The sequence below is a fragment of the Pseudomonas antarctica genome, from assembly GCF_001647715.1.
GTDB lineage: Bacteria > Pseudomonadota > Gammaproteobacteria > Pseudomonadales > Pseudomonadaceae > Aquipseudomonas > Aquipseudomonas antarctica_A.
The window spans coordinates 3,233,509-3,247,251 of record NZ_CP015600.1; the positions used below are offsets into that span (position 1 = coordinate 3,233,509).

Here is a 13,743-nt window from a genome sequence, read left to right on the forward strand (position 1 = left end):
TATTCAGCTCGGAATAATGTCGATTAGCCAGTGCGTCGTCTGTCTGTTGGCGTACATAAGACAAGCGATAACTGTGGTCACCGGGACACGCGATTAGCGAGACGCCGAAACCTACGCTTTAAACGGCTTGCCCTTGAAGGTCGACTTACTCGATGTCTTAGAGTTTGCCGCCAGTGCAATACGCGCCAGGGCTGGAATCGATTTTGAATGGGTACGCGTCATTATCGACGCGCGATGGTTCTCGACAGTGCGTTGACTGATTCCAAGTTCGACTGCAATGTTTTTGCTCGGATGCCCGGCAAGCACCATGTCCATGATTTGGCGTTGTCGCATCGTCAAGCTGTCAATGCAGTGGGTAGCATTCTGAGTCCATTCCATCTTCTTATTGGCGTCCAGCGAGTACTCCAGCGCTCGCGCAACAGTGTGCAGAACTTCATTACGACTAAAGGGTTTTTCAATGAAGTCAGAGGCACCGGCTTTCATGGCATTAACGGCAATTGAAATTTCCCTGCTATCACTGATCATGACAGCTGGCAGATCATCGCCATTTCCTCTCAACCGTTGTAGGAGCTCTAGACCTTGCATGCCGGGGAGGTGTGCATCGACCAGCAAACAGGCACGCAGGCCGGGAGAGTAGTCCTCCAGGAACGCCTCACATGATGCGTAATCCCGAACCAGATAGTCTTTGGACTCGAGTAAACTTCGGATCGTATTGCGAAAAAAATCGTCGCGATCGACTACGAATATGATCGATGCCTCTGTACCGGCAGGGTCGACTGGCGGGTGTTGCTCGTACTCGACGTTCGCCAAACGCTGCTGTTCAAGCAGAGAAGAAATAACGAATACGATTTCTTTAAGCTTCGCCGGCTTGTTAAGTTGAGAGCAGTCCTCAAAAGCCACGTCATGGGAAGTTTGACGAGAGATATCGCCCGTCAGAATGATGGCAGGCATGAAGCGACGCAGTGTTTTACGCAGTTGATTGATGACCTGTAAGCCATTGAAAGAGCCCGGCAAATTAAAGTCAGCAAGTATCAAGTCAGGTTGTACACCACCGTGTGTGACGCTTTCCAGGGCGCTTAGCCCGTCAACGGCCATTTCCACTTGGTAGCCTTCGGACTTGAGCAAAATGCCCAATAACTCCAGCAGTTCCACATCATCTTCAATAATAAGGACCATTTCACCATCATGCGTTTGGCTTTTCTCGTTGAGATCAGCGTCTGGCTGAGTAGGGGGCAACGAGATGACCGGACGATTAAACGTGAGATCTATGGAAAATACTGACCCGCTGGTGTTACCCGACTGCGCTCGTAGGCGGTGCCCCAAGACCTTGCACAAACGTTTGACGATAAACAAACCGGTGGTGTTTTGATTGGAGGAGATGGCGATAGGCGCATGGCTATCAAGGTAAGATTCCAATATCGGCGTGGGCATGCCGATGCCGGTATCCCAGACTTCAATGCTAAGCCACCCTCCATGGCGGCGGCAGCCTAATAAGATGCGGCCCTCATGGGTATACTGCAGTGCATTCGACAGCAAGATACGCAACATTTGTTCGAGCAAACGTGGATCGCTTTCCACGATGAGCTGACACGGTACAACCTTGAGTTTCAAACCTTTAGCGCCGGCTTTATAGCTGAACTCATCAGCCAGTCGCTCCAGCAAGTCACTGATGCGAAAGCTGACAATATTGGCGCGATTAGCATCCGTTTCAATGTGGTTGATATCCAGAAGCGCATTCAGCATGCCGGACATTGCACCCACCGTTTCGCCGATTCTCGCGGTCAGTTTTCGGGGTTGCTCATCGTCAAGCAATCCCAACAACAGGCCTTGCAACAACTTGAGTGTCTGCAACGGCTGACGAAGTTCATGGCTTGCGCAAGCAAGAAAGCGTAAGCGATCAGTACTCGCCAGTTCGGCCTGCTGCGTGGCGATTTCGAGAGCTTGAGCCACCTGCTTTTTGTCGCATATGTCCGTAAAGGTAATGACCACGCCCTCAACAAAATCGTCTTGTTGGTTGTAGGGCGAAATACGGCGGGTAAAACTCACACCACTGCGCGATTCGACGTCACGTTCCAGCGCAACTCTGTCGCGTATGACGGTTCTGGCGTCATCCAGCAAATTGATATCGGTGGACATCGGACGAAGGTCAGCGAGAGGTCGACCAATGTCTTGATTTAGAATATTGAACAACGACTGACTGGCGGGCGTGAACAAGCGGATATTCAGATCGGCGTCTAGCAAAATGGCTGCAATATGGGTGCTGTGCAGTACATTTAACGCTACTTGAGAGGTCGCCCGCTGCTGCTCCAGTGAACCCCTAAGCTGATCGTTCATCTCGGTAAGCTCATTGTTCAGCGAGCGCAACTGATCAAGCGACTGCGTGTTAGTGACGTGTGGTGAAGATTCCTGTGTTGAGCTCAACGTTGCAGCGTCGGCTGAAGGGGATGGGGTAACCTCCTTGGGCGTGGCCGTTCCAACGTCGAGTGGAAGGCATACAGGCATTATTGTTTTCCGCATCACAGCATTCCGAAGGAACGCATCTACATGGAGCCTACACCCCTTTGAGTGATACGCAATGCCCGGCCCGGAGTGCTATGCCGTTACAGGACCGTTTGGATCCGATTAACAGGTAGCCCCTTGAAAACTACCCCCACTTTGTTGAAGACGAGCGTGTTGAGTGCTAGCGCATCAGCTTCAGAATCTCCGACCGGCGGTCGAAGCCTGACGGTATAAAGTGCCGAGTCAGGCGATGAGCAGGTGATTTTCTACATGACTGACACCCGCTACTGCCCACGCTGTTTGTTCGACCGCTTTACGTTCACTCCATAGCGAAACGGTGCCTTCAAGGGTCACTTGATTGCCGTGGACAGTGACGCGAATCTTGCTTACATCCAGTCCAGCACTTCGGATCAAAGCAGCGTCGATTAGCTTTTTGATGTCTTGAGTACTCTCTTTAGGCTGTATGACCAAAAAATTGTCGATACGCGAGACGCCTTGCAATTGCTCTATAACGCTCTGTACAGCCTCTTTCTGGTATTGCCATTCGACATTTCCCCGGATCGTGACCCAACCGTGCTGCACCTTGATGTGAATGGGCTCATCGGAAACGGTCGTGTTCCAGCGAACCAGGTCCAGGCAACGCGAGGCGATCACACTGTCTTCAACAGCGTCTAGCCCAGATACTCGGACTTCCAGCTCTTCGGCCAGCGCTAAAACGCCTTTGATGGCCTGGACGGCGCATTCAACCGCGATTTTTTCAGCGTAGGTATTTACATGGCCAGTCAGCACGACAACACCGTTTTCCAAGGTGACACCAATCGCGCCTGCATCGATGTGCGGTAAAAACTCCAGCTCGTCCAGAATACGTCTGCGTAATGTAAGGTCACTCATGATTTGTCCTCCGGATGGAAGACCTGTCTCGCTACAAGGGTTTCAACCTGCCAGTAGCCCGCACGCCCGTAATGCTCGTATAGATTCGACTCGCGTTCTCGGTTCAACTGTTGAGACGACTCATAGGGTGGCGATGCCTTGATCGACGCACAGTCGAGGTCGACAGTAACGGATCTGTCCGCCCAACTGATCTCGTCGATCCACTCAGGCGCAATCAGTACTTTATGCCCGATCCACCAATTGCTGGTGTTGATCACTAAATACTGAATTGCCCACGTCTCTTCATTGATCAGCAGGCTTTCGACATGCCCCACTGCACCATCGGTGGCTTTGATGTGATAACCGATAATCGCTTTGCAACTGCGTAAATGAGGGTCGTCGTCCTCATGGTGCGCGCGTTCTATTTTTGCATTCTCTTGGCGAGCACCCGCTTGCCCGACTGCGCCCCCTGGCAGCCCAAAACCTCCTGGGTCTATTCCTGCAGCCCAGATATTGGCGTCCCCCCAGTAGTACGGATACCCGTAGTAACTCAGGTATTGCATCTCATGCTGCCGAGACACGGGCTTATCGGTGTCTATATTGGGACTGTTTTTGACTTGTTCCTGGGTGATGGCGACATGCAATCGTCGCTGCTCCCACTCGGGGCGTTGAATGGAAAAGGGGGGGATGAGGACTTTGCGGCTGAAGAACCAGGCACCGGTCTCGACAATGAAGTAACGGATTACCCACGCCTCATTGTCGAAATAGAAGTCTTTCACTTCCCCGATATCCCCATCGGTCGCTGCAATGGTGTAATCCTTCAGGTCTTGCATGCTACGTAACATAGGACTGTCCTTTGTTGAGCATTGATCGATGTCCTCGGCCCAGAGCACCGCTGCATGCCGAGTGTGGCTAACAGCACTGTGTGCCTCGCACCTCCTGGCGTCTGTGCGGTGACGCACGCTCACCAAGGGGGAGGCCATGACGTCGACCCCGTTCACTGACGACCACTCACCTTCGCTTTCTCCAACCTTTCGCATGAGTCCACTAGGTAGTTTCCGAGGCTACTCACGGGCGCGGCGCGCGGCTACCTTGATGGGACGCGCCCAGCCAAAAGGCTACTGATATGTCCGAGACACCGAGCCTCCAAAAAAATCATCTACTTGCTGCATTGCCCAGCGAGGTACGCCGTCGCCTTATCCCTCACCTCGAATTGGTGTCATTTCCCCTTGGAAAAGTCCTGTATGAGCCCGGCGACATCCTGCGCTATGTCTATTTTCCGACCGACTCCATCGTTTCATTGCTCTACGTCATGGAAAACGGAGCGGCTGCAGATATTTCGGTGGTGGGCAATGAAGGGCTGATCGGTGTGGCCTTGTTCATGGGCGGTGAGAGCACTTCAAGCCGTGCCGTCGTTCAATGCGCCGGATACGCCTACCGGCTGAGGGCGCAGTTTCTCATGGACGAGTTCAATCGCCACGGCGAAATGTTGCAGCTGACGCTGCGCTACACCCAGGCCTTGATCACTCAAATGGCCCAAACGGCAGTCTGCAATCGACATCACTCAATCGATCAGCAGCTGTGCCGCTGGCTGTTGTTGTCGCTGGACCGTCTATCCGGCAACCAGCTGACGATGACCCAAGAGCTCATCGCCAACATGCTGGGCGTTCGTCGCGAAGGCATCACCGAAGCCGCACGCAAGCTGCAAAAACTTGGCGTCATTGACTATAGCCGCGGCCTAATTACCGTGCTGGATCGCCCGCGGCTTGAGTCACTGAGTTGCGAGTGCTACGCGGTGGTCAAGCATGAGACCGACCGACTGCAGCCCTATGTTCACCCAACTCATCTGAGCAGGCATGTCTGCCAAACCGTCACAGCGCATACTCTGTGATTGATAGCCATGACTGAACTCGAAGTGGTCTTCTTGCTCGACGTTGACAACACATTGCTCGACGGCGACCGTGTCGTGGTCGACTTTCACACCTGTTTGAAGCAACAATTGGGCAGCGCCTGCGCACGGCGCTACTGGGTCATCTTCGACAGATTGCGCAAAGCGCTTGGCTATGTCGACTACCTCGGCGCCCTGCAGCATTATCGGCTTGAACTCGAACAGGGTGATGCCAACGAACAGCAGTTGTTAATGGCCGCAGCCTTCTTGATTGACTACCCGTTTGCTGATCGCATCTATGCTCGCGCTTTAGAGGCGATCACCCATTTGGATCAGTATGGGCCGACTGTCATCCTGTCCGATGGCGACATCGTGTTGCAGCCGCGCAAAATACAACGCTCGGGGTTGTGGCAAGCCGTGCAGGGGCGTGCTCTGATTTATGTGCACAAAGAAAAAATGCTGCCTGCTGTGCAGCGCCATTATCCCGCCCGTCACTACGTGATGGTCGACGACAAGCTGGGCGTTCTGGCTGCGATGAAGTCGGTATGGCGAGAACGGCTAACCACCGTCTTCGTTCGCCAGGGCCACTATGCACTGGACGCGAAGATTATCGCGGCACAACCGGCTGCGGATATCACGATCGAATGCATAGGCGATCTCGTTACGATAGACCGCTCACACTTGGCCCCTCCGGCTATACATCGTTGATGGCGTTACCCATGCCCTCCATCGCGGCCGAGTAGGTGCCTTGCTGCGCCGCACTGTTACAAGCAGCGCGGTGCCCCAGTGCCCTCTGAGCCTGCATCACGTTGGCGGCCCCCCCGCGCCATATCTCGAGTGCCGGCTGTTGAATCGCACGCGCGAAAGAAAATGTTAGTGCCCAGGGCAGGCGCCATTTATGACGCTGGCTCATCGCGTTCAACCTCGCGGATGCCAGCTCGGCACTTTGGCCGCCTGAAAGGAATGCGACGCCCGCCAGTGCGGCGGGCAGAGCGCGCAGGAGAACTGTCACGGTGGCATCAGCCACCTCGTCTAGGCTGTCCTGGTGGGAGCAGTTCAAGCCCGGCAGGAGCATGTTCGGCTTCAGCACCATACCTTCCAGCAGTACGCCCTGAACATACAGTTGCTCGAAAACCTCGTGCAGCACCTGCATGCTCACTTCAGCACAACCCTGCAGTGTGTGTCCGCCCATCATCAGCACCTCAGGCTCAACGATGGGCACAAGCCCGGCCTCCTGACAAAGGGCCGCGTAGCGGGCCAGCGCATGGGCATTGGCGGCGATACAGGCGGTGCTGGGAAGTCCGGGGCCAATCGAGATTACCGCGCGCCACTTGGCAAAGCGCGCACCGATCGCAGAATAGCCTTGCAGCCGCTCGCGCAAACCGTCCAACCCTTCAGTGATTTTTTCTCCAGCATGCCCAGCCAGAGGCTTCGCGCCAGTGTCCACCTTAATGCCTACCACGATGCCCGCGTCATTCAGTAGCTTCACGAACGGCGTGCCATCGGTGCACCGTTGACGGATCGTCTCATCGTAGAGAATAACGCCGCTGATGCTGTCAGCCAGCCGCGGGGTGGTGATGATGAGCTCGCGCCATGCGCGCCGTGATGCTTCGGTCTGTGGTATTCCGAGCGAGGCGAAACGCTCATTGCACGTTGGTGTGCTCTCATCCATTGCGAGCAACCCCTTACCGGGCGCCAGCATGAGGCGTGCCGTATCGATAAGTTCAGACGCGTTCATACGCCCACTCCCCACTTCCAGTTGCGGATCTCGGGCAGATCTTCGCCGTGCTGTTCGATGTAGAGCTTATGTTCGACAAGCTTGTCCCGAACCTTCTGCTTCAAGTAATCGCCCTTGCTGCCCAGATGAGGCAGACGGTCGACAACGTCCTGCACCAAATGGAATCGGTCCAGGTCGTTCTGGACCCGTATGTCAAAAGCCGTGGTAATCGTCCCTTCCTCTTTGTAGCCGCGCACATGCAGGTTGCGGTTATTGCGCCGATAGGTCAGCCGGTGCACCAGGCAAGGGTAGCCATGGAAAGCGAAGATGATGTGCTTGTCCTTGGTAAACAACGAGTCGTAGTCCGCATCACTTAGCCCATGCGGGTGCTCGCTGGCGGACTGCAGCTTCATCAGGTCCACAACATTGATCACGCGAATCTTCAACTCAGGCAAATGCTCCCGCAGGATGGACACGGCCGCCAGGATTTCCAGTGTAGGCGTATCGCCGCAGCAGGCCATCACCACATCCGGTTCCGTGTCCTGATCGTTGCTGGCCCATTGCCAGATCCCAACTCCCTGAGTGCAATGCACCACCGCTTCATCCATAGTTAACCATTGAGGTAACGCATGCTTGCCGGCGACAACGACGTTGACGTAGTTTCGGCTGCGCAGGCAGTGGTCAAAGGTCGAAAGCAGGCAGTTCGCATCCGGCGGCAGATAGACGCGAACGATGTCGGCTTTCTTGTTGATCACATGGTCGAGGAAACCCGGGTCCTGGTGGGTAAAACCATTATGGTCTTGCTGCCAGACGTGCGAAGCGAGTAGGTAGTTCAGTGAGGCGATCGGTCGACGCCACGCCAGCTCCTTCGTGACCTTGAGCCACTTGGCGTGCTGGCTGAACATCGAGTCGATAATGCGGATGAACGCCTCGTAGCTGTTGAACAGCCCGTGTCGGCCGGTCAGCAGGTAGCCTTCCAGCCAGCCCTCGCATTGGTGCTCGCTGAGCATTGCATCGAGGACGCGCCCGGCAGGCGCAAGAAACTCGTCGTTCGCAACGCTGGCAGCGTCCCATTGGCGGTTGGTCACCTGGAAGACGGCGCCGAGCAGGTTCGACAATGTTTCATCTGGCCCGAAGATGCGAAAGTTACGCCGGTTGAGTAGGACGATATCCTTGAGAAATTCACCCAGCACCAAGGTATCTTGCGCAAAAACAGCACCGGGGGAGGGCACATGAACTGCATGTATACGATAGTCCGGCATATGCAGATCGCGTAGCAACAGCCCGCCGTTTGCGTTGGGATTGGCGCCCATGCGACGCAGGCCTTTGGGAGCCATTGCGGCGAGTTCCGCGACGAGTCGCCCGCGCTCGTCGAACAGTTCCTCTGCCTTGTAACTCTTCATCCACAGCTCAAGCTGCGACAGGTGATCGGGGTGATTGCCATCGACCACCAGCGGCACCTGGTGCGCCCGGAAGGTGCCCTCTATCGGAAGCCCGTCGACGACTTTCGGCCCCGTCCAACCCTTGGGCGATCTAAGCACTATCATTGGCCAGCGTGGCCGTGTGGCTGCGCCACTCGTGCGGGCGCGAACTTGCAATTGTTTGATGTGGGCGATGGCTTTGTCGAGGACGCTGGCCATCAGTTCATGCATCGTCGCAGGGTCATCGCCTTCGACAAAATAAGGAGCCCAGCCGCAGCCGCGCAGAAACTGTTCCAGTTCGTCAGGCTCAATGCGTGCCAGTAGTGTGGGGTTGCTGATCTTGTAGCCGTTCAGATGCAGAATAGGCAGTACCGCACCATCGGTCACCGGATCGAGAAATTTATTCGATTGCCACGCCGTCGCCAACGGGCCGGTCTCGGCTTCGCCGTCACCGATCACGCAGGCGACGATCAGGTCAGGGTTGTCAAATGCGGCACCGAAGGCATGGCTGAGGGAATAACCGAGCTCCCCGCCCTCATGGATCGACCCCGGCGTTGTGGGTGCTACATGGCTGGAAATGCCCCCAGGAAACGAGAACTGCTTGAACAGCTTCTTCAGTCCTGCCTCATCCTGGCCGACATTCGGATAGACCTCGCTCCAGGTGCCTTCAAGGTAGACATTTCCGACAATGGCGGGGCCGCCATGTCCAGGGCCCGCAATGTAGATCATGTTCAGATCGAGGTTCGTGATCACCCGGTTCAAATGCACATAGATGAAGTTCTGACCAGGCGTTGTGCCCCAGTGACTGACGACGAGCGGCTTGACGTGTGCCATCGTCAACGGTTCGCGCAATAGTGGGTTGTCATAGAGGTACATCTGCCCAACCGAGATGTAATTCGCAGCTCGCCAGTAAGCGTTTAATCGCCACAATTCCTCTACGCCCAACGTGGGAACATCGGCGGCCGGAAGCCTTGCGATGTCCATGCTTTCAGGCTCTGGCCGCAACGTCAATGCGTCGTTCATCGTCTCTGTTCCTCTGGTGTATGGAGGATATGCGCAGGCACCACCGGAGCGGCGCGGCAAATCGCAAGAAAATCCGTAGCGTTCAAACTGGCGCCACCGACCAGCACGCCACCGACTTGCGGCAGTCTCAGGATGGCTTCGGCACTGGAGGGTTTGACTGACCCGCCATATAGGATCCGTAGCCTTTGACCTTCAGCACCCAGACGCTGGGTCAGGCATGCCCTGATGTGCGAATGCATTTCCATGATCTGCGAGTGGGTAGGCACTTGACCGGAGCCGATGGCCCAAAGTGGCTCGTAGCCGATCACTGTATTGGACGCTGTCATACCTTCGGGCACGCTCTCGGTGATTTGCGTGGCACAGACGGACAATGCTTTACCTGCCAGTCGTTGCGTGTGCGTTTCACCGATGCAGATAATTGCCAGAAGGCCGGCGCGCCGGGCTGCATGTGCCTTTGCCGCCACGACTGCATCCGTCTCCCCGTGCTGCTGACGGCGCTCCGAGTGACCGATGATGACTGCGCGAGCGCCAGCATCTATGAGCATCTCTGCGCTGATGTCGCCAGTAAAAGGGCCGCTGATTTCGGCGCTGCAATCCTCCCCTCCGATGGCGATACGACCAGTAGCCGTCAACACAGCTTGCGCGATCAGGGTGGCGGGCAGGCAGATCATAGCGTCGAGCGATGGCAGCGTTGCCCTGACTGATACGGCCATAGCTTCGATTTCGCTGAGCTGTTCCGCAAGGCCGTTCATCTTCCAGTTTCCGACGATCAGCGGCCGCATGCGGTGCTGTTCCGACGATACGCAATCAGTGTTCGGCCACTGAATATCGTCTGTTGGGCCAAGCATTACCATGAAAACCCACCCCGCCCCATGTGCCGTTCACGCCAGTAGACATACACCATTGTTGCTCTCCTTCTCGGACTCACGTCACTCGCTCCAAGCCTGAAGATGCGCCCGGGCAAGGCTTCGTTCTGTGCGGTAGCACACACGGCTATCCACTTGAGCCTCAACGCTGATGATGGTTACGCCTGGTGCGCGCAAAAAACACCTAGGTAGTTTCCGAGTCTGTCGCCATCGGGGTATCCCTCATACGCTGCGGTCAATCCTCCCGTTCGCCAGGGCGGTGCTTTCGACGTAACACGACCGAGGGATAGCCCCATGACCGGAAAAAAACATGACTGGGAAACAACGTCAGCCAATGAACCTGACCCGCGCTTTTATGTGGTTGGAGGTGGCATAGCGGCAATGGCCGCAGCGGCGTTCATGATTCGTGATGGTGATGTTATCGGTAGCAACATAACCCTCTTCGAGCAGCGCGACGCGCCCGGCGGCAGCCTTGATGGCGCCGGGTCTGCGCAAGAAGGCTATGTGTTACGTGGGGGCCGAATGTTCGAGAGCAAATACGTCTGCACGATGGAATTATTCGCCTCGATTCCGACCCTGGATGGCACCACCACGGTCACACAGGAAACCCTGGCGTGGAATGAACGGATGCACACCTCTTCCAAGTCGCGACTGGCCCGCAACGGTGTTCGAGAAACCGCGCCGGCATTCGGGCTGACCGAGAGCGACATTCTGACGATCGAGAGGATGGCGATCGAATCCGAAGAGACATTAGGGCGAACCACCATTGCAGATCAGTTTTCGGTTTCGTTCTTTCAAACTCAATTCTGGCTGATGTGGTGCACCACATTCGCCTTTCAGCCTTGGCACAGCGCCGTCGAGTTTCGGCGCTACATTTTGCGTTTTGCACATATGGTTGCCGGGTTCAACCGGCTCGAAGGCATCATGCGTACGGTCTATAACCAATACGATTCATTGGTCAGGCCACTGCACAAATGGTTAGTCGACCGCGGTGTGGTGTTCCAGCTGGGCAGTTGCGTGACCGACATGCAGTTGCACGAGCAGGGCGGCAGCAAATGCGTCAAACGCATCTTCTATGAGTGCAACGGCGAGCAAGCGTGCGTGGAGGTAGGGGTGCGCGACTACGTGTTGGTCACACTGGGTTCCATGACCGAAGCCTCCAGCCTTGGCGGGATGGATAAGGCCCCAAACCTGCAAGGCAAGGCGATAGAAGGAGCTTGGGCGCTATGGGAAACCTTGGCTAAGGGCAGGCCTGAGTTCGGGCAACCGCACGCGTTCTCCAGTCATATCGACGCAACCAAATGGGTATCCTTTACTACCACGCTCAGTGACCCCGTGTTCTTGCGGCGGATTGTGGAGTTCACGGGCAATGTACCGGGGGAGGGTGGCTTGATTACCTTTCCTGACTCCAATTGGCTAATGTCGATCGTCGTGCCCTTTCAACCTCACTTCATTGATCAACCTGAAGAAATCACTGTGTTTTGGGGGTACGGTTTGCATGTGGATGCACCTGGGAATTTCGTCAATATCCCAATGTCCGCTTGCACCGGGCGGGAGATCATGACGGAGTTGCTTGGGCATTTGCAGTTTAGTTCAGACAGCCAGTCCATCCTCAACAGCGCAATCTGTATTCCTTGCATGATGCCCTTCATTACCAGTCAGTTCATGCCGCGAGAACCGGGCGACCGACCACAAGTGCTGCCTGAAGGGTATAAAAACCTGGCCTTCATCGGCCAGTTCTGCGAACTGCCCAACGACGTTGTCTTCACCGTGGAGTACTCCATACGTACGGCGCAGTGTGCGGTTTCCAGCCTGCTTGGGCTCAAACGTCACCCACCGAAAGTCTACAAAGGAGCGACTGATCCTCGTGTGTTGTTCAAGGCGTTCAAGGCACTGCATGACATCGGTAACTGATTACACGCAGGCTTGAGTAGTTTCCGAGCCTGCTGCGATATCGCGCAAACGAATACCGTGAAGACGCATTACCGGCAAAGCTGCACCCACCATTGAAAATAAAGGAGCGACACCATGAGACGGCTCATTTTGATCACGTCATTGATCCTGAGTTTGGTTTTGACTGCCGGCTGTGGCCATCGGCGACAAGAAGTTGATGCGCGGCTTAGTGGCGCTGAAGACATGGCGACGGCTGCAAGGGTGCACGCAGATGCGTCATCAGCGAAGGCCGATAAGGCTCTGCAGGCGGCTCTCGCTGCCAAGAAGTCTGCGGATGAAGCCAATGAGCGTGCGCAACTCATCCTCAAGAAGGCCGGACGTGTTAATTAGTCGCGGCAGGCTTTGGCCAGTAGGTTTTATTGCCTCGCTCGGACTGGCAGGCACATGCCTGGTCGGGTGCAGCCATACGCCTTCGCAAACAGGCGTGACAACACCAGACTCGATTGAAAGCCTGAGCCAGCCCCGCATCAAGGTCCCGGTTGCTGCCAAGGACGAGCAAATCGCCAAGACCAAGGCACTCGCCGGGTTTGAGGGGAGAGGTTGGGTGTTCGACCCGGTCTACGCGACGGCGGTAAACGCTGCTGGGCGTGACCTTGCAGTGTGTGGTTTCGCTCGCCAGCGGGGCACAGAAAACTCGGCCTATTTCGCCTACTACAACGGCGAGCTGTTTATTTCAGATGAAAGGGCGCCCGCCGGGATCAGTGTCGAGAATGAATTCCTGACACTGATCTGCTCCTATTCCTGAGTCATCGATGATGACAGGCGCAGCGCTACACAACCGCGCCAAATAGCCGGCCCACCAGCGCGGTAATGATCATTGCCAGCGCCCCCCAAAATGTCACGCGCCAGGCGCCTGCCAGCAACGGTGCGCCTCCGGCTTTTGCAGCTACTGCTCCCAGGACCGCCAAAAACACAAGTGACATGATCGATATCCAGAGAATCACGTTCTCAAGCGCCACCATCAAGGTGACGGCAACGGGCAACGCGGCGCCGACAATAAAGCTCGTCGCCGAGGCGAATGCAGCCGAAAGAGGTTTGGCGCTCAGTTCCTTGGAGATACCCAATTCGTCTCGCGCGTGCGAACCCAACGCATCATGGGCCATTAATTGGATGGCAACCTGCCTGGCAAGATCGGGCTCAAGGCCACGGCCTGCATAGATCCGGGCCAGCTCTCTGTGCTCAGCTTCGGGTTTGGTCTCAAGTTCTTTCTTCTCTTTGATCAGGTCCGCGCGCTCGGTATCCGCTTGGGAATGCACCGAAACATACTCGCCTGCAGCCATCGACATGGCGCCCGCCACGAGCCCCGCAATGCCAGTGACGATCAGTGTGCTGTGGGTCGTACTGGCGGCAGCAACACCGATCAGCAGGCTGGCGGTTGACACAATTCCATCGTTTGCTCCCAGAACGGCTGCCCTCAGCCAGCCAACTCGGCTGCTGTTATGGGTTTCTGCAGGATGTCGGATGACTCGGTTCATGGGTGTTGGCCTGATACGCGATGGCTTGGAC

12 protein-coding genes are annotated in these 13,743 nt (G+C 56.0%); 5 read left to right on the forward strand and 7 right to left on the reverse strand.

Annotated features, from left to right (window positions below; genetic code table 11):
• Positions 1-111 precede the first annotated feature (111 nt).
• The 3 genes from A7J50_RS14585 to A7J50_RS14595 all read right to left on the reverse strand — a co-directional run bounded on the left by A7J50_RS14585 (position 112) and on the right by A7J50_RS14595 (position 4,214).
• Positions 112-2,334 (reverse strand): response regulator, encoded by a 2,223-nt coding sequence (locus A7J50_RS14585; RefSeq protein ID WP_237140844.1) that lies wholly within the window; start codon positions 2,332-2,334, stop codon positions 112-114.
• A gap of 408 nt (positions 2,335-2,742) precedes the next feature.
• Entirely contained in the window at positions 2,743-3,390 is a 648-nt protein-coding gene (locus A7J50_RS14590) for a BON domain-containing protein (RefSeq protein WP_064452440.1), read from the reverse strand.
• The gene (locus tag A7J50_RS14595; RefSeq protein ID WP_064452441.1) at positions 3,387-4,214 is read right to left on the reverse strand and encodes a PRC-barrel domain-containing protein; all 828 of its coding nucleotides are present in this window, start codon (positions 4,212-4,214) and stop codon (positions 3,387-3,389) included. Before A7J50_RS14595 ends, A7J50_RS14590 begins: the two co-directional genes overlap by 4 nt.
• 281 nt (positions 4,215-4,495) lie before the next feature.
• On the opposite strand from A7J50_RS14595, the gene A7J50_RS14600 reads away from it, so the two are divergent.
• Together A7J50_RS14600 and A7J50_RS14605 are read left to right on the forward strand one after the other, a co-directional pair.
• Positions 4,496-5,260, forward strand: a complete 765-nt coding sequence (locus A7J50_RS14600) for a Crp/Fnr family transcriptional regulator (RefSeq protein WP_064452442.1) — start codon at positions 4,496-4,498, stop codon at positions 5,258-5,260.
• A 9-nt stretch (positions 5,261-5,269) separates the two neighbouring features.
• Complete coding sequence (locus tag A7J50_RS14605; RefSeq protein ID WP_064452443.1) at positions 5,270-5,965, forward strand: HAD family hydrolase; 696 nt, start codon at positions 5,270-5,272, stop codon at positions 5,963-5,965.
• On the opposite strand, the gene A7J50_RS14610 is transcribed toward A7J50_RS14605, so the two are convergent.
• Genes A7J50_RS14610 through tpiA form a run of 3 tightly spaced genes read right to left on the reverse strand, consistent with a single transcriptional unit; the run spans position 5,952 to position 10,200 of the window.
• Positions 5,952-6,995 (reverse strand): class I fructose-bisphosphate aldolase, encoded by a 1,044-nt coding sequence (locus A7J50_RS14610; protein WP_064452444.1) that lies wholly within the window; start codon positions 6,993-6,995, stop codon positions 5,952-5,954. The genes A7J50_RS14605 and A7J50_RS14610 overlap by 14 nt on opposite strands.
• Entirely contained in the window at positions 6,992-9,379 is a 2,388-nt protein-coding gene (locus A7J50_RS14615; RefSeq protein ID WP_064454941.1) for a phosphoketolase, read from the reverse strand. Before A7J50_RS14615 ends, A7J50_RS14610 begins: the two co-directional genes overlap by 4 nt.
• 35 nt (positions 9,380-9,414) lie before the next feature.
• Positions 9,415-10,200 carry a triose-phosphate isomerase gene (tpiA, locus tag A7J50_RS14620; protein ID WP_064452445.1) on the reverse strand — a complete coding sequence of 262 codons (786 nt, stop codon included), beginning with the start codon at positions 10,198-10,200 and terminating at the stop codon, positions 9,415-9,417.
• 378 nt (positions 10,201-10,578) lie between these two features.
• On the opposite strand from tpiA, the gene A7J50_RS14625 reads away from it, so the two are divergent.
• From A7J50_RS14625 to A7J50_RS14635, 3 genes are all read left to right on the forward strand, one after another.
• Positions 10,579-12,198 carry an oleate hydratase gene (locus A7J50_RS14625; protein ID WP_082895891.1) on the forward strand — a complete coding sequence of 540 codons (1,620 nt, stop codon included), beginning with the start codon at positions 10,579-10,581 and terminating at the stop codon, positions 12,196-12,198.
• 114 nt (positions 12,199-12,312) lie between these two features.
• A complete protein-coding gene (locus tag A7J50_RS14630; protein ID WP_064452447.1) occupies positions 12,313-12,567 on the forward strand; it encodes an Lpp/OprI family alanine-zipper lipoprotein in 255 nt (84 codons plus the stop codon).
• Positions 12,521-12,982 carry a hypothetical protein gene (locus A7J50_RS14635; protein ID WP_064452448.1) on the forward strand — a complete coding sequence of 154 codons (462 nt, stop codon included), beginning with the start codon at positions 12,521-12,523 and terminating at the stop codon, positions 12,980-12,982. Before A7J50_RS14630 ends, A7J50_RS14635 begins: the two co-directional genes overlap by 47 nt.
• A gap of 25 nt (positions 12,983-13,007) precedes the next feature.
• Here A7J50_RS14635 and A7J50_RS14640 read toward each other — a convergent pair whose 3' ends face one another.
• The gene (locus A7J50_RS14640) at positions 13,008-13,712 is read right to left on the reverse strand and encodes a VIT1/CCC1 transporter family protein (RefSeq protein WP_064452449.1); all 705 of its coding nucleotides are present in this window, start codon (positions 13,710-13,712) and stop codon (positions 13,008-13,010) included.
• Positions 13,713-13,743: the final 31 nt, after the last annotated feature.